Consider the following 24336-nt stretch of genomic DNA (forward strand, 5'->3'; position numbering starts at 1 on the left):
GGGTCGGACGTGCTGTCGGTCGGCGCACAACAAAGTGCGGATCGTTTGTCTGTGTCGTACAGGATCAGCCGCGGCGCGCCGGGCGTCGGCGGGTCACCTCGGCGCCGATCGAGCCGAGGATCAGCGCCGTCTGGAGGATGAGCGCCTCACGGGGACCGGTGGCATCCCACCCGATCACGTCCGAAACCCGCTTCAGGCGGTAGCGCACGGTGTTGGGATGGACGAAGAGCTCGCGGGCCGTCGCTTCGAGGGAGCGACCGTTGTCGAGGTAGCTCCAGAGGGTCGTCACGAGGTCCGTCGAGTGCGCCTGCAGCGGTCGGTAGATCTTGTCGATGAGGGCAGCCTTCGCGAGGGGGTCACCGGCGAGGGCGCGTTCGGGCAGCAGGTCGTCGGCGTCGACCGGCCGCGGCGCGTGACGCCAGGACTTCGCCACCGCGAAGCCGGCGAGGGCGGCACGCGCGCTGATGCCGGCATCCAACAGGGCGGGCGCCGTCGGGCCCAGCACGAGATGACCGCTCCCGAACCCCGGCTCGAGACGCGTCGCGATCTCGGTGAACGGGAGCTCCTCGGCATCCTCCCGGCCCGTCTGGTCGGCCCGCCCGATGACGAGCACCAGGCGCGAACCCTGCACGCCGATGAGGACGTCGACGCCCAGCTTGCGGGCCGTCCGGCGCACCTGGTCGACGTCCAGCTGAGGCGGTGTCGTCCCCACCAGGACGGCGACCTCGCCGTGGCCGTGCCAGCCGAGCGCCGCGATGCGGCTCGGCAGCTCCTCGTCGGCCTCGCCCGTCAGGATCGAGTCGACGACGAGCGCCTCGAGGCGGGCATCCCACAGCCCGCGCGCCTCGGCCGCGCGGGCGTACACGTCCGCGGCGGCGAAGGCGACCTCGCGCGAGTACAGCAGGATGCTCTCGCGCAGCCCGTTGCCGCGCCCCGCGACACGTTCCTCGGTCGTCTCCACCGTCACGCGGATCAGCTGGAGCGTCTGGGTCAGGCTGATGCTCCGCAGCAGCTCGCGGGGAGCGGAGGCGAAGATGTCGGCCGCGATCCACGGCGTCGAGTTCGGGTCGTCGTACCAGTCGATGAAGGACGAGATGCCGGACTGCGCGACGAGACCGACGGCCGACCGCCGCCCGGGGGGCATCTCGGCGTACCACGGCAGGGACTCTTCGAGCCTGCGCAGTGTGGTGCTCGCGAGATCACCCGAGATGCGACGGAGCCACGCCAGTGTCTCCGCCTTCTCCTGGGCGGTCGGCCGTTCGGTCATCGCGCGGGTCAGGCTTCGCCGCCCGCGTTGCCGGAGGTGCCGGCGTTGACGTCGTGCAGACGGTACTTCTCGATCGCCTGAGCCGACAGGCCGCGGTCGACGACGCCGTCCTCGGCCAGGGCCTGCAGCGTGCGCACGACGATCGACGGGCCGTCGATCTTGAACTGGCGACGGGCCGCGGCGCGCGTGTCCGAGAAGCCGAAGCCGTCGGCACCGAGCGTCGCGTACCGGCGGGGGATCCACTGGCGGATCTGGTCCTGCACGGCGTGCATGAAGTCGCTGACGGCGATGATCGGTCCCTCGGAGTCGCGCAGCTTCTCGGTGACATAGGCCGTCTTGGGCTCTTCGGTCGGGTGCAGGAAGTTGTGCTCGTCCGCCGCCAGACCGTCACGACGCAGTTCGGTCCAGCTGGTGACCGACCAGACGTCGGCGCTCACGCCCCAGTCCTTCTGCAGCAGCTCCTGCGCCTCGAGCGCCCACGGCAGACCCACGCCCGAGGCGAGGATCTGGGCACGGTGGCCCTCACCCGACCCGGTCGCGACGCGGTGGATGCCGCGGATGATGCCGTCGACGTCGACATCCTCCGGCTCCTTCGGCTGGACGATCGGCTCGTTGTAGACCGTGATGTAGTACATGACGTTCGGGTCCTCGTGCTCCCCGCCGTACATGCGCTCGAGTCCCGACTGCACGATGTGCGCGATCTCGTAGCCGTAGGCCGGGTCGTAGGAGACCGTCGCCGGGTTGGTGGAGGCGAGCAGGTGCGAGTGGCCGTCGGCGTGCTGGAGGCCCTCGCCGGTCAGCGTGGTCCGTCCGGCGGTGGCGCCGATGATGAAGCCGCGCGCCATCTGGTCGCCCGCCGCCCACTGGGCGTCGCCCGTGCGCTGGAAGCCGAACATCGAGTAGAAGACGTAGACCGGGATGAGCGGTTCGCCGTGCGTCGCGTAGGAGGTGCCGACACCCGTGAAGGCGGCGACGGCGCCGGCCTCGTTGATGCCGACGTGCATGATCTGGCCCTGCGGGCTCTCCTTGTAGGCCAGGAGCAGCTCGCGGTCGACGGACGTGTAGTTCTGTCCGTTCGGGTTGTAGATCTTCGCGGTCGGGAAGTAGGCGTCCATACCGAACGTGCGCGCCTCGTCGGGGATGATCGGCACGATGCGGTGGCCGAAGTCCTTCGTGCGCAGCAGGTCCTTGAGCAGGCGGACGAACGCCATCGTGGTGGCGACCTCCTGCGTGCCCGAGCCCTTCTTCGGCAGCGCGTAGACGCTGTCGTCGGGGAGGCTGATCGCGGTGTGCGTGCTGCGACGCTGCGGGAGCGTGCCGCCCAGCGCGCGACGGCGCTCGACCATGTACTCGATCGTCTCGTCACCCTCACCCGGGTGGTAGTACGGCGGCTCGTACGGGTTCTCCTCCAGCTGCGCGTCCGTCAGCGGGATGTGCATCTGGTCGCGGAAGAGCTTGAGGTCGTCCAGGGTCATCTTCTTCATCTGGTGCGTCGCGTTGCGCCCCTCGAAGTGCGGACCGAGGCCGTATCCCTTGACCGTCTTGGCGAGGATGACGGTGGGCTGGCCCTTGTGCTCGACGGCGGCCTTGTACGCCGCGAACACCTTGCGGTAGTCGTGCCCGCCGCGCTTGAGGTTCCAGATCTGCTCGTCGGAGTAGTCCTTCACGAGGGCGGCGGCGCGCTCGTCGCGGCCGAAGAAGTGCTCGCGGACGTACGCGCCGTTCTCGGCCTTGTACGTCTGGAAGTCACCGTCGGGGGTGCTGTTCATGAGGTTCAGCAGCGCGCCGTCGGTGTCGCGGGAGAGCAGGTCGTCCCACTCGCGGCCCCAGACGACCTTGATGACGTTCCAGCCGGCGCCGCGGAAGAAGCTCTCGAGCTCCTGCACGATCTTGCCGTTGCCGCGCACCGGGCCGTCGAGTCGCTGCAGGTTGCAGTTGACGACGAAGGTGAGGTTGTCGAGCCCCTCGTTCGCCGCGACCTGCAGCTGACCGCGGCTCTCGACCTCGTCCATCTCGCCGTCGCCGAGGAAGGCCCAGACGTGCGAGTCGGAGAGGTCCTTGATCCCGCGGTTGGTGAGGTACTTGTTCGTCATCGCCTGGTAGATGGCGTTGATCGGACCGAGACCCATCGACACGGTCGGGAACTGCCAGTAGTCCGGCATGAGACGCGGGTGCGGGTACGACGGCAGACCGTGGGGGGCAGCGGATGCCTCCTGGCGGAAGCCGTCGAGCTGCTGGCTCGTGAGCCCGCCCTCGAGGAAGGAGCGGGCGTACATGCCGGGGGAGGCGTGGCCCTGGAAGAAGACCTGGTCGCCGCCGCTGGAGTGGTCGGGGCCGCGGAAGAAGTGGTTGAAACCGACTTCGTAGAGGGCCGCCGACGAGGCGTAGGTCGAGATGTGACCGCCGACGCCGATGCCGGGACGCTGAGCGCGGTGCACCGTCAACGCGGCGTTCCAGCGGATCCAGCGGCGGTAGCGACGCTCGATCTCTTCGTCACCGGGGAACTCGGGCTCGCTGTCTGCCGGGATCGTGTTGATGTAGTCCGTGGTGGGGACCTGCGGGACATTCAGGTGCAGTTCGCGCGAGCTCTGCAGCAGGCTCAGCATGATCTCGCGGCCGCGGCCGGCGCCCCGGGCGTCGACGAGCTGGCGCAGGGATTCCTGCCACTCCGACGTCTCTTCCGGGTCGCTGTCCTGCGGGCCCTGCGAGTACGGATCCTGATCGTTGACAGTCACAAGAGGCCTTTCGTCGCCTGGCAGATCGTGCCAGGAAGGAGGGTTCGAGCGAGGGCGCGCTTGTTCGCCGCGCACAACTCGCTTGTCCTCAGCCTACCCATTGCGCCCGGCGGCGTTCGCCGTTCGAGACGGCGAGATGAGACAGCGGAGGGCGGATGCCGGGAGTGGGCCCTGCCGGGATCGAACCGACGACATCCACGGTGTAAGCGTGGCGCTCTACCAGCTGAGCTAAAGGCCCTGACGGACCGAGTCTACGGGCGGAAGCCGTAGGCCCGGTGCGCCGTCACCGCGCGGTGGGCGCGGTGTACAGGTCGCCGCCCTTCGCCAGCCGCGAGTGCCGGCGCGAGTACGCGAAGTAGATGACGAAGCCGAGCGCGAGCCAGATGAGGAAGCGCAGCCAGGTCTCGACCGTGAGGTTCAGCATCAGGTAGATGCAGACGACGGCCGACAGGGCGGGCAGCCACGGGTTCAGCGGCACGCGGAACCCGCGCGGCAGGTCGGGGCGACGCCGGCGCAGCATGATGACACCGACGGACACGAGGACGAACGCCGACAGCGTGCCGATGTTGACCATCTCCTCCAGCACGCCGACGGGGGTGAGCCCGGCGACCACGGCGACGATGACCGTCACGATGATCGAGATCACCCACGGGGTCCGGAAGCGGGGGTGCACCTTCGCGAGTCCGCGGGGCAGGAGCGCGTCGCGCGACATCGCGAAGATGATGCGGGTCGCGCCGATCATGAGCGTCAGGACGACCGTCGTGAGCCCGGCGACGGCGCCGGCGGAGATGACGGTGGCCATCCAGGTCTGGCCGTGGAAGGCGAAGGCGTTCGCGAGCGCGGCGGCCGGGTCGAGGTCCTGGTACGGCACCATGCCGGTGACGACGAGGGCGACGGCGCCGTAGAGGATCGTGCAGATGACGAGCGAGGCGATGATGCCGATCGGGAGGTCGCGCTGCGGGCGCTTGGTCTCCTCGGCCGTCGTGGCGACGACGTCGAACCCGATGTAGGCGAAGAAGACGAGCGCGGCGCCGGCGAAGATCCCGCCCACGCCGAAGGCGGTCGGCTCGATGCCGGAGAAGAACTGCAGGAGGGGCTGCGTGAGCCCCGACGCCGTCTCGCGCGGCGCGGCATCCGGGATGAAGGGGGAGTAGTTCGCGGGGTTCACGAACAGGAGACCGGCGATGATCACGAAGAGGACGATGAAGAGCTTGACCGCGACGAGGACGAGGTTGACGCGCAGGGATTCCCGGATGCCGAGGGTGATGAGCACGCCCAGCACGACGACGAGCAGCACGGCCATCACGTCGACGGTCCCGCCGTAGCCGATGGCCGCGGGGATCGGTGCGCCGAGCTGTTCCATCAGCGACCCGAGGTAGGCGCTCCACCCCTGCGCCACGACGCTCGCCCCGAGGAACATCTCGAGGATGAGGTCCCACCCGATGATCCAGGCGAAGAGCTCGCCGAGGGAGGCGTAGGAGAAGGTGTACGCCGATCCCGACACCGGGACGGTGGAGGCGAACTCGGCGTAGCACATGGCGGCCAGGCCGCACGCGATGGCCGCGACGACGAAGCTGATGACGATCGCGGGCCCGGCGACCTCGTGCGCGGCGCGCCCCGTCAGGGTGAAGATGCCGGCGCCGATGACGACACCGACGCCGAAGACGGTGAGGTCGAGCGCGGACAGCGACTTCTTGAGGCGGAACTCCGGCTCCTCGGTGTCGGCGATCGACTGTTCGACCGTCTTGGTGCGCAGCATGCTCATGCTGATCTCCTCCCGCGCGATTCCGGCACGTCATGCTCGCGCGTTGCGGCATCCCGCTCGTCGCCGACGCCCCGGCGGCCTGTCGGCCGAGGGTAGGTTGGAGGGCGTGAAAGCCAGCTTCGCCGACCAGCGCCGCCTCCTCGATCTCGCCGACGCGGACCTCGCCGCGCAGCAGGCGGATCACGCTCGCCGCAACCCCGCGCAGGCCGCCCGCGTGAAGGAGCTGCTCGCCGAGCGCGCGACGCACTCGGCCGAGCTCACCCGTCGACTCGGTGCCCGTGACGACGCGAAGGCGGAGCTCGCCCGCATCCAGTCCGACGTCGCCGTCGTCGACGCCCGGACCGCCCGCGACAACGAGCGGCTCGCGTCGACGTCGAGCGCGAAGGACGCGCAGGGGCTCGAGCACGAGATCGCCTCGCTCGCCAAGCGCAAGTCCGACCTCGAGGACGCCGAGCTCGAGGTCATGGAGCGCCTCGAGGAGGCGGAGGCTGCGGTCGCCGCCCAGGAGGCGCTCATCGCCTCGGTCAACGAGGAGGGTGCCCGCCTGAGCGCCGAGGCCAAGGAGGTCGTGGCCGACGCGACCGCCCGCCACGAGGCCGCCACGCGTGACCGCGCCGCGATCGCGGCGAGCCTGCCGGCCGACCTGGTCGCGATGTACGACCGCCTCGCGGCCCGGGGCGTCGGCGCCGGTCTCCTGCAGCACCGCACCTGCGGCGGGTGCCGCATGGTGCTGTCGGGGACCGACCTGAACACCGTCCGCGCGGCGGCCGAGGACGACGTCGTCACGTGTCCCGAGTGCGGCTGCATCCTCGTCCGCGGCGAGGACTCCGGGCTCTGACCGTCCCGGGCGCCTCCGCCGGGGACGCCGTCCCCTGGATCGTGGTGGGGGCCATCGGCGACGGTGTCGCCCTCGTCCCCGTCGCCGCCGACGGATCACGCGGCGACACGACCCACCTCGACAGGCGCGACTTCGCCGAGCGGGTGCGGCGCACGGAGGGCACCACCCGCTGGGTGTGGAGCGACACGACCGCGTGGTACCCGGCCCTCCTCGCGGGAGGCGTCCGCGTCGCGCGGTGTCACGACCTGCGCCTCGCGCACGCGATCCTGCGCGACAGCGCGCGTGCGGTGGCAGCGGACCGCCTGCGCTCTGCGACGGAGTGGGATGCCGCGGCATCCGTCGTCGATGACGGACCGAGCGCGCTCTTCGACATCGATCCGGGCACGCGCGAGGTGCCCCGCGACCTGGACTCGGCCCTGGCGGAGTTCGAACGTCAGCGCGAGGTGATCGCCGCGAGCGCGGCGGGGCTGCGCCTGCTGGTGGCGGCGGAATCGGTCGGTGCCCTCGTCGCGACCGAGATGCACGCGGCGGGCGTGCCCTGGGACGCGGAGGTGCACGACGGGATCCTGACCGGAATGCTGGGGCCTCGGGAAGCCGCCGGGCGCCTGCCCGCGCGCATCGAGGCGCTCGGCGCCGAGATCCGTGCGCTCCTCGGCGACCCCGGTGTCAGCCTCGACTCGCAGCCGAAGCTCCTGCGCGCGCTGCACCGCGTGGGGGTCGCGGCGGCGTCGACCAGCAAGTGGGAGCTGCGCGAGTACGACCATCCGGTGATCGCGCCGCTGCTCGAGTACAAGCGCCTCATGCGGCTGTTCACCGCGAACGGGTGGGCCTGGCGCGACGAGTGGGCACCCGACGGCCGGTTCCGCCCGGTGTACGTGCCGGGCGGCGTGGTCACGGGACGGTGGGCGTCGTCCGGGGGAGGTGCACTCCAGATGCCGCGTCAGCTGCGCCCCGCGGTGCGGGCCGACCCCGGGTGGTCGCTCGTGGTCGCCGACGTGGCGCAGCTCGAACCGCGGGTGCTCGCCGCGATGTCGCGGGATGCCGCCCTGGCCGACAGCGCGAGGGACACGGACCTCTACGAGGGCATCGTCTCGCGCGGCGTCGTGAGCACCCGGTCCGAGGCGAAGTTCGCGCTGCTCGGCGCGATGTACGGCGCGACGACGGGGGACAGCGGACGACTCGTGCCGGCCCTCCGCCGCGCCTACCCGCGCGCCATGGGGCTCGTCGACGACGCCGCGCGAGTCGGCGAAGAGGGCGGTGTCGTCTCGACGTGGCTGGGGCGCAGCAGCCCGCCGCCGTCGCCGGGGTGGCGAGCGCTGCAGGGGAGCGCGGGGGACCCCGAGGCGACCGAGGCGGACAGGACGCGCGCCCGCCGCGCCGCGCGCGACCGTGGGCGCTTCACGCGTAACTTCGTCGTGCAGGGGACGGCAGCGGAGTGGGCCCTCGCGTGGCTGGGCGACCTGCGTGCGCGCCTCGCCGCGCTGCCGCTCGTCGACGAGGCGGATGCTGCGCCCCGGTCGGGTCCGCTCCACGCACGGCAGGCGCACCTGGCCTTCTTCCTGCACGACGAGGTCATCGTCCACACGCCGGCCGCGCACGCGGCGCTCGCGGCCGAGGCGGTGTCGCTCGCGGCCGACGCGGCCACGCGCCTGCTCTTCGGCGACATCCCGTTGGACTTCCGCCTCGACCTGTAGGTGCGGGTCGACGCCGCGAAGGAGTGACCGGCCGGCCGGATAGACTCGACCCCGCGAATGGGTCGGCTGGACGGTCGCGTGGCGCGAGAGCGCACCGAGGAACGTCCGGGCTCCACAGGGCAGGGCGGTGGGTAACACCCACCCGGAGTGATCCGCGAGACAGTGCCACAGAGAGTAGACCGCCCCGGTTCCGACCGGGGTAAGGGTGAAAGGGTGGTGTAAGAGACCACCGGGGTCGTGGTGACACGACCCGCACGGTAAACCTCGCCCGGAGCAAGGTCAGACAGGGGATGCCGACGCGGCCCGCTGAGTCCCCGGGTAGACCGCTGGAGCGGCACGGCAACGTGTCGCCGAGAGAGATGACCGTCCACGGGGTCCGCGAGGACCCCCGGACAGAACCCGGCGTACAGGCCGGCCCATTCGCCCTCCGGACGACGCGTCAGCGCGCGGTGGTGTCCGCCAGGTCGCCGCCCTGCTCGGCCGATACGTCCTCACGCTCGCCCGCGAGAGCGAGCGCCGCCGCGCCGATGATGCCCGCGTTGTTGCGGTGCACGGCGGGGACGATCTCGGTCTTCAGATCGAGCAGCGGCAGGAACTTGTCGGCGTGCTTCGAGACGCCGCCGCCGACGACGAACAGGTCGGGCGTGAACAGGAACTCGAGGTGGCTGTAGTACTGCTGCAGACGGCCGGCCCAGGCATCCCATTCGAGTTCCTCGCGCTCCATCGCCGAGTAGGCGGCGAAGTGCTCGAAGTCCGTCTTGTGACCGGGGCGGTGCAGGTGGCCCAGCTCCGTGTTCGGAACGAGGACGCCCTTGTAGATCATCGCGGTGCCGATGCCGGTGCCGAGGGTCGTCAGCAGGACGAGGCCGTTGCGGTCCTTCGCGGCGCCGTAGCGCATCTCGGCGACGCCGGCGACGTCCGCGTCGTTGGCGAAGTGGATCTGGCGGCCGAGTCCCTTCTCGAAGAACGCCTCGGCCTCGAAGTCGATCCACGTGTCGGCGACGTTCGCGGCGGACAGGGTGCGGCCGTTCTTCACGATCGCCGGGAACGCGACGCCCAGGGGGACGTCGGCGTCGGTGACCTCGAGCTTCTCGAGCACCTCGCGCACGGCCGTGAGCACGTCGTCGGGTTCGGCGCCCTTGGGCGTCGGGACCTTGATCCGGTCGGTGAGGAGCGTTCCTTGCGAGAGGTCGACGAGGGCACCCTTGATGCCCGTCCCTCCGATGTCGATGCCGACGGCGGTGGTGGCGGTCCCAGTCATGCCTCCGAGCCTACTGCGACCGCGCGATGGGAATCGTAGGATGCGGGGCGCCGCCTTCGTAGGATGAAGCACACGAGGCCGAGGAGGACCCCATGAGCGACGCCGACAAGTACTGGTACAACCTGAAGACGGGCGAGGTGCAGCAGGGGTTCGAGGTGCCGTCGGCCGATCGGGCCGGCCCGTTCGACACCGCCGAAGAGGCGGCGCGCGCTCCCGAGATCATGCGCGAACGCTCCCGCGCGTGGGCGGCGGAGGACGCGGCCGAAGACGACTGAGGCGCGCCCGCGTCGCGTGAGTGCGGCGCCGTGGCGGACCGATAGTCTTGCAGTCGGCTCGGCACCGGGAAGGATGCGATGGACAAGCAGCGTGACTTCGTTCTGAGGACGATCGAGGAACGGGGGGTCAAGTTCATCCGGTTGTGGTTCACCGATGTGACCGGAACCCTCAAGTCGGTCGCGATCGCCCCCGCCGAGGTGGAGGGCGCCTTCGCGGAGGGACTCGGCTTCGACGGGTCCGCGATCGAAGGTCTGACCCGTTCCTACGAGTCCGACCTGCTGGCCCACCCGGACCCCTCCACGTTCCAGACCCTGCCCTGGCGCGGCGAGATCGACCCGACGGCGCGCATGTTCTGCGACATCACGACCCCCGACGGGCAGCCCGCGGTCGCCGATCCGCGCAACGTGCTCAAGCGCGCCCTCGCCAAGGCGGGGGACGCCGGCTTCACCTTCTACACGCACCCCGAGATCGAGTTCTACCTGCTCAAGTCGTCGTCCTTCGGTCCCGAGGGACCCGAGCCCGTCGACTCGGCGGGCTACTTCGACAATGTCCCCGGCGGCACGGCGCACGACTTCCGCCGCCGCTCGGTGCGGATGCTCGAGGACCTCGGCATCTCCGTCGAGTTCAGCCACCACGAGGGTGGGCCGGGTCAGAACGAGATCGACCTCCGGTACGCCGACGCGCTGGCGACGGCCGACAACATCATGACGTTCCGCACCGTCGTGAAGGAGGTGGCGATCGAGCAGGGCGTCTACGCGACGTTCATGCCGAAGCCCCTCAGTGGCAAGCCGGGCAGCGGCATGCACACGCACATGTCCCTGTTCGAGGGCGACATGAACGCGTTCTACGAGGAGGGCGCGCAGTACCAGCTCTCCAAGACCGGCCGCCAGTTCATCGCCGGCCTCCTGCGTCACGCGAACGAGATCTCGGCCGTCACGAACCAGTTCGTGAACTCCTACAAGCGCCTCTGGGGCGGGGACGAGGCGCCAAGCTTCATCTGTTGGGGCCACAACAACCGCTCCGCCCTCGTGCGGGTGCCGATGTACAAGCCCAACAAGGGCCAGTCGACGCGCGTCGAGTACCGCGCACTGGACTCCGCCGCCAACCCGTACCTCGCGTACGCGCTCATGCTCGCCGCCGGCCTCAAGGGCATCGAGGAGGAGTACGAGCTCCCGCCCGAGGCCGAGGACAACGTGTGGTCGTTGACGGATGCCGAGCGCCGGGCCCTCGGCTACGGTCCGCTTCCCTCGAGCCTCGACCACGCCCTGGAGTACATGGAGGAGTCCGAGCTCGTCGCCGAGACCCTCGGCGAGCAGGTGTTCAACTACGTGCTGCTGAACAAGCGCCGCGAGTGGCAGGAGTACCGGTCGCAGGTCACCCCGTTCGAGCTGCAGAAGAACCTCGAGATGCTCTGAGGCGATGGCCTCCACCGAGCGACGCGCAGCACTCACCGATCTGGCCCGTGCGGGCTTTTCTGACCTCGAGCCATCCTCCGACGCCCTCGACGAGCTGAGCTCCCTCACCGGGATCGACCGCGGCCACCTCGTCGAGAGCGCCCAGCGAGCGGCGGATCCCGACGGCGCGGTTCAGGCCTGCGTGCGGATCGGCCGGCGCGATGCCGCCGCACTGCGCACCGCCATGGACGACGCGGGCGCGGTGCTGTGGTCGCTGCTCGGTGCCTCGTCGGGGTTCGCGGACTTCTTCCTCCGCCACCCCGAGGAGCTCACCCACCTCGTCGGGGCCGGTCGCATGCTCCCCTCGCCGCAGGCGATGCGGGAGGGGCTGCTCGAGGCGATCGGAGCGGATGCCGACGGTTTCGCGGCGGCATCCGATGAATCCGCGTGGGTCGCCCTGCGCGTCCGCTACCGGCGGATCGTCGCGCTCATCGCGGCGTACGATCTCGCCGCGCCCGACGCGACCGACGTCCTGCCCGAGGTGGCGGCCGCTCTCGCCGACGCCGCCGGCGCCGCCCTCGACGCCTCGCTGTGCGCGGCGCGGACGCGTGCGGCGCTCGCGATGTTCCCGCGCGAGCAGGTCGCGGCGACGCGGCTGGCCGTCATCGGGATGGGCAAAACCGGGGCCCGCGAACTGAACTACGTGAGCGACGTCGACGTGATCTTCGTCGCCGGGGTCGCCGACGGCGCCGACCTGGCGGAGGGGCGCGCGATCGACATCGCGACCCGTCTCGCCACCCTCACGATGCGCGGCATCTCGGACGTCGAGATCGAACCGCCGCTGTGGGAGGTCGACCCCAACCTGCGACCCGAGGGCAAGCAGGGTGCGCTCGTGCGGACCCTCGACTCGCACCTGTCCTACTACGCCCGGTGGGCGAAGAGCTGGGAGTTCCAGGCCCTCCTCAAGGCGCGCCCGCTCGCGGGCGACCTGGCGCTGGGGGAGGAGTACTGCGCGGCCGTGCAGCCGCAGGTGTGGACGAGCAGCGCGCGCGAGAACTTCGTCGACAGCGTCCAGCGGATGCGCGAACGCGTGACGGATCACATCCCCGCCGACGAGGTCGCGCGGCAGTTGAAGCTCGGGCCGGGCGGCATCCGCGACATCGAGTTCACAGTGCAGCTGCTGCAACTGGTCCACGGTCTGGCCGACGAGGGGATCCGGCAGCAGAGCACGCTCGGGGCCCTCGTCGCGCTCGTCGGCGAGGGGTACATCGGACGGACGGATGCCGCGGCTTTTGGCCAGCACTACCGCACCCTCCGGGTCATGGAGCACCGACTGCAGCTGCGCCGCCTGCAGCGCACGCACCTCATGCCGACCACGGACGACGAGCTGCGCGTCCTGGCGCGGGCCACGGGCCTCGCCACCGACGCGGCGGGCATCGGCGCGGTCTGGGAGCGGATCAAGCAGCAGGTACGCGAGATCCACATCCGTCTGTTCTACCGGCCGCTGCTGTCGGCCGTGGCGGCCCTCCCGGCCGAGGAGCAGGGGGCGCTGTCGTCCACGCAGGCGCACGATCGTCTCGCGGCCATCGGCTTCCGCGATCCCGCCGGCACGCTCCGCCACATCGGCGCACTGACGAGTGGACTCAGCCGCAAGGCCACCATCCAACGGCACCTCATGCCGGTGATGATCCGGTGGTTCGCCGACGGCGTCGACCCCGACTACGGGATGGTCTCGTTCCGCCGCATCAGCGAACGCCTCGGCGACACGCCGTGGTTCCTCCGCATGCTCCGGGACTCGTCGGGCGCGGCCGAACGGCTCACCCACGTGCTCTCCGGCTCCCGCTACGCCGCCGACCTCATGGAGTGGATCCCCGAGGCGGTCGCGTGGCTGGACTCGTCCGAACAGCTGCGCCCGAGGTCCGGGTTCGCCCTGCAGCAGGAGGCTCGCGCCATCCAGGCCCGTCACGAGTCGATCGGCGACGCGATGCGGTCGGTCCGTGCGCTGCGACGCCGGGAACTGCTGCGTCTCGCTCTCGGCGGCCTGCTCGGCGAGTTGACGATGGCCGAGCTCGCCGACGGTCTCACCTCCATCAGCGAGGTGACGATCCAGGCGACGCTGCGGGCCGTCTGGCGGGAGGTCGTGCCCCCCGAGGACGATTCGCTCGATTTCGCGGTGATCGCGATGGGGCGCTTCGGCGGCGGCGAGCTGGGCTTCGGATCGGATGCCGACGTCATGTTCGTCTACGACCCCAACGGTGTGCCGCCGCAGCGCGCCCACGATCTCGCGCTGAAGATCGTGCAGGGTCTGCGCACGCATTCCGAGGACCATCGCGCGCCGTTCGACCTCGACGCGGGGCTGCGGCCCGAGGGTCGGAACGGACCCATGGCGCGCTCGATCGACGCCTATGCCGAGTACTACCGGCGCTGGTCCCTGTCGTGGGAGGCTCAGGCCCTGCTGCGGGCGAGGGGTGTCGCCGGCAGCGTCAAGCTGATCGCGCGGTTCATGGCGTTGGCGGACGAGGTCCGTTATCCGCTCGATCCCGACCCGCAGGGCCTGCGCGAGATCAAACGCATCAAGGCGCGCGTCGAGAACGAGCGGCTGCCGCAGGGGGCCGACCGGTCGCGTCACCTGAAGCTCGGCCCCGGCGGCCTCAGCGACGTTGAGTGGCTCGTGCAGCTGCTGCAGTTGCAGCACGCCGCGCAGGTCGAGGGTCTTCGGACGACTTCAACGACACAAGCACTCGCGGCAGCGCAGGGCGCCGGATTGATCCCGGATGCCGCAGCCGAGCGCCTGGCCGCGGCATGGTGGCTTGCGAGCCGGCTTCGATCGGCGAACACCCTGCTGTCCGGACAGACGAGCGACGTGCTGCCGAGCGACCGTGGCAAACTCGACGGGATCGGCCGCCTCCTGGAGTATGAACCGCGCTCGGCCACGCAGGTGGAGGAGGATTGGCTGCGGACCGCGCGGCGAGCCCGCCGCGCCTTCGAGAATCTCTTCTACGGCTGAGCGCCGACCCACCGAAAGGCTTCCCCCATGTCCGTTGGACTGCTGGCCGTCGTCGACGACATCCTGAGTGCCGCCCTGAAGGCGTCGTCCAAGACTGCGGGCGTCGTCATCGACGACGCCGCGGTGACCCCGCAGTATGTGCAGGGTGTGACCCCGGCCCGCGAACTGCCGATCGTCGGCAAGATCGCCCTCGGCTCGTTGATCAACAAGTTCCTGATCATCATCCCGATCGCCCTCGTGCTGACCGCTTTCGCGCCGTGGGTGCTGCCCTACCTCCTGATCCTGGGCGGCGCCTTCCTCTGCTTCGAGGGTGCGGAGAAGGTCCTCGAGTGGTTCGGGTTCCACCTCCACGCGGAGGAGGAGGCGGAGCGCGACGAGAAGAAGCTCGTGCTGGGCGCCGTCCGCACCGACCTCATCCTTTCGAGCGAGATCATGCTCATCTCGCTGGACAGCCTGGAGGAAGGGCTCGGGATCTGGCAGACCCTCGCCATCCTGGCTGTCATCGGATTCATGATGACGCTGCTCGTCTACGGGGCCGTCGCCCTGCTCGTGAAGATCGACGACATCGGTCTGCGGATGGCGAAGAGCCCGGTCAGGCGCGTCCGCCACAACGGCGCCCGCATCGTGCGGTCCATGCCCGCGGTGTTCCGCGGGATCAGCATCCTGGGGACCGTGGCGATGCTGTGGGTCGGTGGATACCTCGTCCTGGAGAACGTGGGCAAGGTCGGATGGCACTGGACGACCGACCTCCTGCACGGCGTCGAGCACCTGCTCGAGGCTGCCGGTCCGGTCGTGGTCTGGGTCGGCGAGACGCTGGTCTCCGCGATCGCCGGCCTTCTCCTCGGCCTCGTGATCGTCGGGGTGATCATGCTCGTCGGCCGGCTCCGCGGAGGCCACCAGGAGCACAGCGGCAGTTCGTCCGCCTCCGTTCACTGACCTGTCAAGGGGTCCGGCGGCTACCAAGCGGGGCCGTACCGTCCAGTCATGACCAACGATCAGAACTCCGCTCCGGTCGAGCCCACCGAGGCCACCGACACCGCCCACTCGCAGGACGACCAGATCGATCACGACACCGCGTACAGCCCCGGCAGCGAGACCGAGACGCAGCAGAAGCAGGACGAGCACGTCTCCGACGAGGTGGCGGGCGACATCGACGAGGATCAGGTGCAGGTCGCACCGGGCACCGGGGGACCCGACGACGTCGGCGAGGTCGAGGTCGACCCGAAGGAGATCAACCTCCCCGGGTTCTGACCCGCGGCCGCACACGTGAAAGGCCCGCCGGCGCGATGCCGGCGGGCCTTCACAGTCGGGCGATCAGACCCCGAAGTACAGCTCGTACTCGAACGGGTGCGGACGCGCCGCGATCGGCTTGATCTCGTTCTCGATCTTGTACTCGATCCACGTCTCGATGAGCTCGGGCGTGAACACGTTGCCCCGCGTCAGGAACTCGTGGTCGGCGCGCAGCGCCTCGAGCGAGTCGAGGAGCGAGTTCGGGACCTGCGGGATGTTCTTGGCTTCCTCGGGGGGAAGCTCGTACAGGTCCTTGTCGACCGGCTCGTGCGGCTCGATGCGGTTGATGATGCCGTCGAGGCCGGCCATCATCTGCGCGGCGAAGGCGAGGTACGGGTTACCGGAGGCATCCGGTGCGCGGAACTCGATGCGCTTGGCCTTCGGGTTCGACCCGGTGATCGGGATGCGGATGGCCGCCGAGCGGTTGCCGGCCGAGTAGACCAGGTTGACCGGCGCCTCGTAGCCCTTGACCAGTCGCTTGTACGAGTTGATCGTCGGGTTGGTGAACGCGAGGACCGCGGGGGCGTGAGCCAGCAGGCCGCCGATGTACCAGCGAGCGGTGTCCGACAGCCCGCCGTAGCCCTTCTCGTCGTAGAAGAGCGGCTTGCCGTCGAGCCACAGCGACTGGTGCGTGTGCATGCCGGAGCCGTTGTCGCCGAAGAGCGGCTTGGGCATGAAGGTCGCGACCTTGCCCCACTGCTCGCAGGTGTTCTTGACGATGTACTTGAACTTCAGGATGTCGTCCGCCGAGTGCACCATGGTGTCGAAGCGGTAGTTGATCTCCTGCTGGCCGCCGGTGCCCACCTCATGGTGCGAGCGCTCGAGGGCGAAACCGGCCTCGATCAGCTTCAGCGAGATGTCGTCACGCAGGTCGGCGGTTTTGTCGACCGGGCTGACCGGGAAGTATCCGCCCTTGTACGGCGTCTTGTTGGCGAGGTTGCCGCCCTCTTCGGCGCGGCCGGTGTTCCAGGCGCCCTCTTCGGAGTCGACGGAGTAGAAGCTCGAGTTCTGCTTCACCTCGTAGCGGACGTCGTCGAAGATGTAGAACTCCGCCTCGGGGGCGAAGAATGCGGTGTCGGCGATGCCGGTCGACGCGAGGTACTTCTCCGCCTTCTTGGCGACCTGACGCGGGTCCTTGTGGTAGATCTCGCCGGTGCGCGGGTTGTAGATGTCGAAGATCATGACGAGCGTCTTCGCCTCGCGGAACTGGTCGAGGTAGGCCGTCGTGACATCCGGGATGAGCTGCATGTCCGACTCGTGGATGTTCGCGAAGCCGCGGATCGAGGAGCCGTCGAAGAGCTGGCCGACCGTGAAGAACTCCTCGTCGACGGTCGAGGCCGGGATGTTGAAGTGCTGCTGCACACCAGGGAGGTCCGTGAAACGGATGTCGAGGAACTTGACGTCCTCGTCCTTGATGAACGCGAGCACCTCGGAAGAATCTTTGAACATGGAGTCTCCAAGATCGGGTGCGTTGTCGTCGCCCGTCGGATCAGGCGCTCCTCGAACCTATCGGGGTGCAGTTGCCCGGCAGTGTCCCCGATGTTTCGAGGATGTTACGCGGTCCGGATTACGCTGAGACGGTGTCATCGACCCTGCCCGACTACCCCGGCGAACGGCTCGGACGTCCCGCCACCGGCCGCGGCAGCATCGGCCGGCCCGGCCGGCGCATCGGCGCCCTGTTCATCGACTACGCGGCGGCGACGGTGCTGGCGACGGCGTTCTTCGGATACGACCAGTTCGCCCTGCCTGAGAAGGCCGGCTGGACGTTGTTCGCGCCGATGATCGTGTTCGCCGCCCTCCAGATCCTGTTCATCCCCACGATCGGCGGGAGTCCGGGTCACCGGATCCTCGGGATGCGGGTGGAGCTGGCGCGCGGCGGATGGCCCGGCCTCTGGCGTCCCATCGTCCGCACGGCACTGCTCGTGGTCGTGCTGCCCGCGGTGATCTGGGACGCCGACCAGCGTGGCCTCCACGACAAGGTGGTCGGAACCGTCCTCGTCCGCGGCTGACGCGGCTGCTTACCGGGGTCGCGGAGCGCGGGCGCGCGTCGGGTCGATGCCCTTGGGGATCGGCAGCGACGTCACCGACTGCGACACCGAGTCGATGCGCTTGACGACGGCCGCGAGGGTGGCGCGATCGACGGTCTTGGGCAGCGCCTTGATGGTCTTGGCGAGCTTGGAGATGTGGACGTCACCCTCGCCGTCGCCGACGTAGAGGACCTCGATGTTGATGCCCGAGGCGACCCGCGCGACCTTCTTGCGCTCGTCGTTCACGAGGCGCGTCAGTCGCCCACGCGCACCCTCTCCGATGATGACGACCCCGCCGCGACCGACGGCCCGGTAGACGGCGTCCTGCGTCCGCGGGTTGACACCCACGGGCATGTCGGACGTCACCCAGCTCCGACCGAGACCGGTCGAGAGGATGTGCCCGGTGGCACCCGGCATCCCGTCGAGCTTCTTGTACATGACCCGCGTCGACAGGCGCGTCAGCAGGATCATCGCGAAGAGGAAGCCCATGAGCAGGCCGCTGACACCCCAGAGGATGACGCTCCAGATCTCCACCGGCGGCACGAGGAAGCCGAGGCCGACGCCCAGGGCGACACCGAGGAGCAGGGCACCGATCAAGGCCCACGGCAACCACCGGAACTCGCTCCGGGTGAACGTGTACAGCGAGCGGATCTGGGAGAAGAATCCGGGGCGCTTCTCAGGTGCGGTACTGCGGGATGCCATGTGCTCAGCCTACCTTCGCGGCCCGCGGACTTCTTCACACGTCGTCGGCGGCGGGCGGCTGTCCACCGGTCGTCGAAGCGCAGCCGATGATGGTGGGCGCGGGCGGAGGGTGGAGGAATGGAACCCGTCGCTCTGGACATCCCGCCGGCGCTGCGCGAGCTCACCGCGGCCGAGGCCCCGTTCGCCGGGGTACTGCGCGCCGGTGACCCGCCGACCGTGTGGGTGGACGCCGCTGCCTTCGGCGCCTCGCCCGCGTGGGCGGCGCACGGGGCCGAGCACCTCCTCGCCCCGATGGACGCCGCGGGGACGCCGGAAGGTCCCCGTGTCGTCCTGCCGCACTGTCCCGTCAGGCTCGACGAGGTGCTGACGGACGGCTCGCCTCCGCCGGGTGTCCTCGTCACGCTGGCGGTCAGCGCCCTCCGAGGCGCACGCGAGGCGGACGGACTCGGTGCCGAGGCCGGACGATGGTGGGTCACCACCGAGGGCAGACCCGTCCTCGCGTTGACCGGCACGCTCGCCTGGCGCGAGGACACCGTCGACCTCCTCCGGCGGGTGGATGCCGCAGACCCGCCGCTGCAGCGAGCACTCGAGAGCGCCGCAGCGGCGATCGGCGACCCCCGGCTCCTGCGCCGAGAGGGCGAGGCGATCGAAGGCGCGTTGTTCGCCGCGGCGGATCCCGAACCGCTTCCGACGGAACGGCGCGAGGACGGGCACCTGCCCAAGAGACGCGAACGCGCCGTGGCTCCACCGCACGCGAGTGGGAGCGTCGCCGGCACCGTGCGGGACCTGCTCGCGCGCTTGGTGGACGTGGGGGTCGCCGAGCGGGTCGGGCGCGCGTGGGCCGCGGTCGTCCGTCGCACCCGTGCGACGCCGCGCGCGGGTGATCGGCAGGCAGACCGGCCCACGGGGGGACGGCGCCGTGTCCTCCTCGTCGCGGCAGCCGTGGCCACGGCGGTCATCGCCGGGGGCGCCCTGTGGCCGTCAGGGGAAGGGGAGCGCCCGGCAGCGGCGGCCGGCGGGTCCGCTGATCCGACGCGCGCGGCGGCGCCGTCGGCATCCGCCACTCCGGTGCGCGACGAGGATCCTGCGACGGAGGACGCCGTCCGGTCCGATGAGGGGCCGGCGGAGATCGTCGACGCGGCTCGCGGCCTGGTGGACGCGCTGGCTGCCTGTGGTGACGACGCCTGTCTCGGAAAGCTCTGGGAGGAGCCCGGAGCGGCCCGACCGATCGACGCCGCGGGTGGGGACTACGCGGTGGAGGTGGTCGACGAGTACGGCGGTGCCGCGGCCGTCCGGATCGTGACGGCCGAGGTGACCCAGGTGCTCGTCATGGTGCGGGTGGAAAAGCGATGGCTGGTCCGCGAGGTGTACGACCTCGCGGACCAGCCATGATCCCGCTGGGGGTGTCAGACGCCGAGCTGACCTTCGAACTGCGCCGCCTCGAGGCGAGCCTTCACCGCGCTGAGGAAGCGCGCGGCGTCGGCACCGTCGATGACGCGGTGGTCGTAGGACAGCGCCAGGTAGACGTAGGAGCGGACGCTGATCGCGTCCTTCCCGTCGACCGAGACGACTCCGGGACGCTTCACGACGACGCCCGTGCCCAGGATGGCCGACTGCGGCAGGAACACCACGGGGGTGTCGAACAGCGCGCCACGCGAACCGGTGTTGGTGAGCGTGAACGTGCCGCCGGCCAGCTCGTCGGGCTTCAGCTTGTTGTTACGCGTCCGGTCGGCGAGGTCGGCGATCTCGTGCGCGATCTGTGCGATGTTCTTGTCGCCCGCGTCACGCAGGACGGGCGTCAGCAGACCCCGCTCGGTGTCGACCGCGATCGAGAGGTTCTCGCTCGCCGGGTAGACGATCTGGTCGCCGTCGACGGTCGCGTTGATGATCGGGAACGCCTTGAGGGCTTCGGCGGCCGCCAGCGCGAAGAACGGCAGGAACGACAGCTTGTCGCCGGTCTTCTCGAGGAACGAGTTCTTCACCGAGTCGCGGTAGTTCGCGAGCTTCGTGACGTCGACCTCGACGACCGTCGTCAGCTGAGCGGTCTGCTGCATCGACTCGACGGCACGGCTGGCGAGCACCTTGCGCAGACGCGACATCGCCTGGGTGGTCCCGCGCAGCGGCGAGACCTCGACGGCGGCAGGCGCCGGCGCGGCGGTAGCGACGGGCGCGGACTCGGCCTTGGGGGCCTCGGCGGCCTTGAGGACGTCCTCCTTGCGGATGCGTCCACCGACGCCGCTGCCACGCACGTTCGACAGGTCGACGCCGTGCTGCTGGGCGAGCTTGCGCACGAGAGGAGTCACGTAGGTGACGCCCTCGTCGTCCGACGCCGACTCGGCCGGCGCCGGTGCGGCCGGAGCGGGCTGCTCGGCCTTCGGCTGCTCGGCCTTCGGCTCCTCGGCCTTGGGCTGCTCGGCGGCGGGCGCCTCGCTCTGGGGCGCCGGGGCCTCGGGGGCCTTCTCCTCGGCGGGTGCCGCGGGGGCCGATTCAGCGGGTGCCGCGGCGGCGCCGGATCCGACGCGGGCCAGGACGGCGCCGACCTCGACGGTCTCGTCCTCCTGGACCAGGATCTCGGTCAGCGTGCCGGCGATGGGCGAGGGGATCTCGGTGTCGACCTTGTCGGTCGAGATCTCGAGGAGGGGCTCGTCGACCGCGACGTCGTCGCCGACCTGCTTGAGCCAGCGGGTGACGGTGCCCTCTGTGACGCTCTCACCGAGCTCGGGGAGGACGACGTCCTTCGCGTCGCCGGATGCCGCCGGTGCCGGTGCCGGTGCGGACTCGGCGGGAGTCTCCTGCGGGGCGGGCTCGGCGGGCGCGGACTGCTCAGGTGCGGACTCGGCCGGAGCGGACTCGGCGGGCTCGGACTCGGCCGGCGCGGACGAGCCGTCACCGATCTTCGCGAGCACGGCGCCGATCTCGACGGTCTCGTCCTCCTGCACGAGGATCTCCTCGATGACGCCGCTGACGGGCGAGGGGATCTCGGTGTCGACCTTGTCGGTCGAGATCTCCAGGAGTCCTTCATCGGCCTGGACGGAATCACCGACCTTCTTGAGCCAGCGGGTGACCGTTCCCTCGGTGACGCTCTCACCGAGCGCGGGGAGGACCACGGATGTGCTCATGACTGTGTCTCCTTCAAGAAAGTGCGATGTGCTGTCTAGCTTAGTGTCGCCCGTGCGACGGGGTCAGACGGTATGGAGGGGCTTGCCCGCCAGCGCGAGGAACGCCTCGCCGAGGGCTTCGCTCTGGGTCGGATGCGCGTGGACGAACGGTGCGATGTCCTCGGGGTGGGCTTCCCATCCGATCGCGAGCTGCCCCTCGGTGATGAGCTCGCCGACGCGGTCGCCGACGAGGTGCACGCCCACGACGGGGCCGTCCACGATGCGGACGACCTTGGCGAAGCCCGCGGTCCCGAGGATCTCGCTCTTCGCGTTGCCGGCGAGGTTGAACTCGTAGGCCGCGACGCGATCCCCGTGCGCGGCGCGCGCCTGCTCCTCGGTGAGGCCGACCGAGGCGACCTCCGGGTGGGAGTACGACACGCGCGGGATGGTCGATTCGGGGACGGCGACCGGCGCGAGACCGGCGATCCGCTCCGCCACGAAGATGCCCTGCTGGAAGCTGCGGTGCGCGAGCTGGAGCCCGGGGACGATGTCGCCCACGGCCCACACGTGGGGGACCGAGGTCTGCAGGTCGTCGCCCACGACGACGAACCCGCGGTCGCGGGTGACACCCGCCTCGTCCAGGCCCAGGCCGTCGGTGACGGGACCTCGTCCGACCGCCACGAGGACGTAGTCCGCCTCGACGACGGCTCCGTCCGAGAGCGCGACGGCCACGCCGTCCTCGCGCTGCGAGACGCCCTCGCAGCGGGTCGAGAGGGCGGTCCGGATGCCGCGCTTGCGGTAAGCGCGTTCGAGGGCCTTGCTCGATGCGGCATCCTCTGCCGGGAGCAGTCGGTCGAGGGCCTCGACGATGAGGACGTCGACGCCGAGCGAACGCCACGCGCTCGCGAACTCGACCCCGATGACCCCGCCGCCCAGGACGACCACCGAGCCGGGGACGGTGTCGAGCGTCAGCGCGGTCTCGCTGGTGAGCACCCGTCCGCCGACCTCGATCCCCGGGAGCGACCTCGTCTGCGAGCCCGTCGCGAGGATGACATCCGCACCCGCGTACTCGTCCTCGCCGACGATCACGGACCGGTCCGCGCTCAGCCGGCCCTCGCCCGCGACCACGGTGATGCCGCGCGTGGACAGCAGGCTCTGCAGGCCGCGGTACTTCTTGGCGACGATGCCTTCGCGGTAAGCGGTCATCCGCGCCGGATCGAACCCCGTCAGCGAGGCGTCGACGCCGACGGCGGCGGCTTCCCGCACGTGGTCAGCGATCTCCGCGGTGTGGAGGAGCGCCTTGGTCGGCACGCAGCCGCGGTGCAGGCAGGTTCCCCCGACCTTGTCCTTCTCGATGAGGGCGACCTTCTTGCCCAGCTCGCTCGCGCGGATCGCGGCGGCGTACCCGCCGCTGCCGCCGCCCAGGACGACGACGTCGAACTCGTGGCGGCTCATCGGATCTCCGCCTCGAGGAAGGCGAGCAGCGAACGGACCGTCGCCGCCGTGGGTCCCTTGTCGGTCGGGCCGAAGGGCGAGGCCTTGTTCTCGCCGCTGCCCGCGATGTCGAGGTGCACCCACGGGATGCGGGGGGCGTCGGCAGCCTCTCCCGTGCGGCCGACGAAGCGGCGCAGGAAGAGCCCGGCGAACATCGTGCCGCCCGCCGGGTCGCCGACCTTGGCGTTGCGGAGGTCCGCGATGGGGGAGTCGAGCTCGTCCTCCATGTGGTCGGGGAGCGGCAGCTGCCATGCGGCCTCACCGGCGGATGCTGCCGCCTCGAGGTAGCGCGCCACGGTCGCGTCGTCGCCCATGACCCCCGTGTGGCGGTTGCCGAGCGCGACGATCACGGCACCCGTGAGCGTCGCGACGTCGACGATGACATCGGGTCGCGTCCGGCTCGCCGCGACGAGTCCGTCGGCGAGGACGAGGCGGCCCTCGGCATCCGTGTTGAGGACCTCGACACTCGTCCCGTCGAGCATCCGCAGGACGTCGCCGGGGCGGGTCGCGCGCCCGGAGGGCATGTTGTCGGCGATGCACAGCCACGCGGTCACCGCGATCGCCAGTTCGCGTTGCGCGGCGGCGCGCACCACGGCGAGTGCGGTCGCCGCGCCCGCCATGTCGAACTTCATCCCGACCATGGATGCCGGTGGCTTCAGCGACAGTCCGCCGGTGTCGAACGTGATCCCCTTGCCCACCAGGGCGATGTGGCGGTCGGCGCCCGCGGGGGCGTAGGTCAGGCGGACGAGGCGGGGCGGACGGTCGGATCCTTTGCCGACGCCCAGGATGCCGCCGTATCCCTGCGCCGCGAGCTCGGTCTCGTCGAGCACCTCGACGTCGACGGGGAGCCCCGCGACGGCCTCGATGGCGCGCTCGGCGAGATCGGCGGGTCCGAGCCACTCCGCGGGCACGTTGACGAGGTCCTTCACGAGGGCGACGGCGGACCCGGTGACGTCGACCGCGCGCAGCTCCTCCGGGTCGACGTCGGCCGACAGATGCAGGACGACGTGGGAGGCGCGGGCCTTCCCGGACTCGGAGGACTTGTATCCCTCGAAGCGGTATCCGCCGAGGACCGCGCCTTCGGCCGCGGCGCGCCAGTGCGCTTCGGCGTGCGGGAGGGCGACGGCGAGCCGGGCGAACCCCGTCGTCGTGCGCACGGCGGCACCGACGGCATCCCGGATCGCCTCGGCCGAGGGCGCTGAGCCGGTCCCCACGACGAAGAGGGGGAGCGCGGTGGCGGCGGGGGCGAAGACCCGGGTCGTGGTCCCGGGGGTGCCGCTGAATCCGATGCCGCGGAGGACCTCCTCGACACCCGGCCAGTCCGCGAGGACCGACGCCGCGTCGTCGAGCGGCGGGAGGGCGAGGATGATCGCGTCGGCACCGCCGTCGCGTGCAGGAGAAGTGGACACGGTCAGCTCGGGGTACGGCATGGACTCCATCCTATGGACGGGGGCGTTCGCTCAGAGCGGGACGGGTGGCGCGACGCGT

General features: G+C 70.5%; 18 protein-coding genes, 1 tRNA gene and 1 other RNA gene. 10 read left to right on the forward strand and 10 right to left on the reverse strand.

Annotated elements, in window-relative coordinates:
- Nucleotides 1–64: 64 nt before the first annotated feature.
- The 4 genes from ACPEH2_RS08735 to ACPEH2_RS08750 form a co-directional block, all read right to left on the reverse strand.
- The gene (locus ACPEH2_RS08735; RefSeq protein ID WP_359918830.1) at nt 65–1267 is read right to left on the reverse strand and encodes a PucR family transcriptional regulator; all 1203 of its coding nucleotides are present in this window, start codon (nt 1265–1267) and stop codon (nt 65–67) included.
- 8 nt (nt 1268–1275) lie between these two features.
- The gene (aceE, locus tag ACPEH2_RS08740) at nt 1276–4002 is read right to left on the reverse strand and encodes a pyruvate dehydrogenase (acetyl-transferring), homodimeric type (RefSeq protein WP_423718612.1); all 2727 of its coding nucleotides are present in this window, start codon (nt 4000–4002) and stop codon (nt 1276–1278) included.
- 165 nt (nt 4003–4167) lie between these two features.
- Nucleotides 4168–4240 (reverse strand) — tRNA-Val (locus ACPEH2_RS08745).
- Between the two features lie 45 nt (nt 4241–4285).
- Nucleotides 4286–5767 carry an amino acid permease gene (locus tag ACPEH2_RS08750; protein ID WP_217531736.1) on the reverse strand — a complete coding sequence of 494 codons (1482 nt, stop codon included), beginning with the start codon at nt 5765–5767 and terminating at the stop codon, nt 4286–4288.
- A 106-nt stretch (nt 5768–5873) separates the two neighbouring features.
- Here ACPEH2_RS08750 and ACPEH2_RS08755 point away from each other — a divergent pair, with 106 nt between their 5' ends.
- The 3 genes from ACPEH2_RS08755 to rnpB all read left to right on the forward strand — a co-directional run bounded on the left by ACPEH2_RS08755 (nt 5874) and on the right by rnpB (nt 8722).
- Complete coding sequence (locus tag ACPEH2_RS08755; protein ID WP_217531803.1) at nt 5874–6605, forward strand: zinc ribbon domain-containing protein; 732 nt, start codon at nt 5874–5876, stop codon at nt 6603–6605.
- Nucleotides 6602–8299 (forward strand): bifunctional 3'-5' exonuclease/DNA polymerase, encoded by a 1698-nt coding sequence (locus tag ACPEH2_RS08760; protein ID WP_423718630.1) that lies wholly within the window; start codon nt 6602–6604, stop codon nt 8297–8299. Before ACPEH2_RS08755 ends, ACPEH2_RS08760 begins: the two co-directional genes overlap by 4 nt.
- A 58-nt stretch (nt 8300–8357) precedes the next feature.
- An RNA gene (gene rnpB, locus ACPEH2_RS08765) (RNase P RNA component class A) lies at nt 8358–8722 on the forward strand.
- A 16-nt stretch (nt 8723–8738) separates the two neighbouring features.
- On the opposite strand, the gene ppgK is transcribed toward rnpB, so the two are convergent.
- Nucleotides 8739–9560, reverse strand: coding sequence for a polyphosphate--glucose phosphotransferase (ppgK, locus tag ACPEH2_RS08770; RefSeq protein ID WP_217531734.1), 822 nt, complete (start codon nt 9558–9560; stop codon nt 8739–8741).
- A gap of 92 nt (nt 9561–9652) precedes the next feature.
- Here ppgK and ACPEH2_RS08775 point away from each other — a divergent pair, with 92 nt between their 5' ends.
- From ACPEH2_RS08775 to ACPEH2_RS08795, 5 genes are all read left to right on the forward strand, one after another.
- Nucleotides 9653–9835: a hypothetical protein gene (locus ACPEH2_RS08775; RefSeq protein WP_064002149.1), complete on the forward strand. Its 183-nt coding sequence runs from the start codon at nt 9653–9655 to the stop codon at nt 9833–9835.
- A 78-nt stretch (nt 9836–9913) separates the two neighbouring features.
- Complete coding sequence (gene glnA / locus ACPEH2_RS08780) at nt 9914–11251, forward strand: type I glutamate--ammonia ligase (protein WP_064002148.1); 1338 nt, start codon at nt 9914–9916, stop codon at nt 11249–11251.
- Between the two features lie 4 nt (nt 11252–11255).
- Entirely contained in the window at nt 11256–14237 is a 2982-nt protein-coding gene (locus ACPEH2_RS08785; RefSeq protein ID WP_253034584.1) for a bifunctional [glutamine synthetase] adenylyltransferase/[glutamine synthetase]-adenylyl-L-tyrosine phosphorylase, read from the forward strand.
- Nucleotides 14238–14264: 27 nt separating this feature from the next.
- Entirely contained in the window at nt 14265–15173 is a 909-nt protein-coding gene (locus ACPEH2_RS08790; RefSeq protein WP_359918821.1) for a DUF808 domain-containing protein, read from the forward strand.
- 48 nt (nt 15174–15221) lie between these two features.
- Entirely contained in the window at nt 15222–15488 is a 267-nt protein-coding gene (locus tag ACPEH2_RS08795; RefSeq protein WP_253034586.1) for a hypothetical protein, read from the forward strand.
- A 63-nt stretch (nt 15489–15551) separates the two neighbouring features.
- On the opposite strand, the gene glnA (ACPEH2_RS08800) is transcribed toward ACPEH2_RS08795, so the two are convergent.
- Nucleotides 15552–16976: a type I glutamate--ammonia ligase gene (gene glnA / locus ACPEH2_RS08800; protein ID WP_253034587.1), complete on the reverse strand. Its 1425-nt coding sequence runs from the start codon at nt 16974–16976 to the stop codon at nt 15552–15554.
- Between the two features lie 131 nt (nt 16977–17107).
- Between glnA (ACPEH2_RS08800) and ACPEH2_RS08805 the strand changes: the two genes are divergently transcribed.
- Complete coding sequence (locus ACPEH2_RS08805; protein ID WP_359918819.1) at nt 17108–17536, forward strand: RDD family protein; 429 nt, start codon at nt 17108–17110, stop codon at nt 17534–17536.
- A 9-nt stretch (nt 17537–17545) separates the two neighbouring features.
- Here ACPEH2_RS08805 and ACPEH2_RS08810 read toward each other — a convergent pair whose 3' ends face one another.
- The gene (locus ACPEH2_RS08810; RefSeq protein WP_217531720.1) at nt 17546–18256 is read right to left on the reverse strand and encodes a DUF4191 domain-containing protein; all 711 of its coding nucleotides are present in this window, start codon (nt 18254–18256) and stop codon (nt 17546–17548) included.
- 117 nt (nt 18257–18373) lie between these two features.
- On the opposite strand from ACPEH2_RS08810, the gene ACPEH2_RS08815 reads away from it, so the two are divergent.
- A complete protein-coding gene (locus ACPEH2_RS08815) occupies nt 18374–19648 on the forward strand; it encodes a hypothetical protein (protein ID WP_359918817.1) in 1275 nt (424 codons plus the stop codon).
- Nucleotides 19649–19662: 14 nt separating this feature from the next.
- Here ACPEH2_RS08815 and sucB read toward each other — a convergent pair whose 3' ends face one another.
- The 3 genes from sucB to ACPEH2_RS08830 form a co-directional block, all read right to left on the reverse strand.
- Nucleotides 19663–21375, reverse strand: coding sequence for a 2-oxoglutarate dehydrogenase, E2 component, dihydrolipoamide succinyltransferase (gene sucB / locus ACPEH2_RS08820; RefSeq protein ID WP_359918815.1), 1713 nt, complete (start codon nt 21373–21375; stop codon nt 19663–19665).
- 63 nt (nt 21376–21438) lie between these two features.
- On the reverse strand, nt 21439–22809 hold the full coding sequence (gene lpdA, locus ACPEH2_RS08825; protein WP_359918813.1) for a dihydrolipoyl dehydrogenase: 1371 nt from the start codon (nt 22807–22809) through the stop codon (nt 21439–21441).
- Nucleotides 22806–24278 carry a leucyl aminopeptidase gene (locus tag ACPEH2_RS08830; RefSeq protein ID WP_359918811.1) on the reverse strand — a complete coding sequence of 491 codons (1473 nt, stop codon included), beginning with the start codon at nt 24276–24278 and terminating at the stop codon, nt 22806–22808. The genes lpdA and ACPEH2_RS08830 overlap by 4 nt, the downstream gene beginning before the upstream one ends.
- Between the last annotated feature and the right edge of the window lie 58 nt (nt 24279–24336).

It is taken from the genome of Microbacterium sp. NPDC064942, from assembly GCF_049545525.1.
In the GTDB taxonomy this organism is placed as follows: domain Bacteria; phylum Actinomycetota; class Actinomycetes; order Actinomycetales; family Microbacteriaceae; genus Microbacterium; species Microbacterium gawkjiense.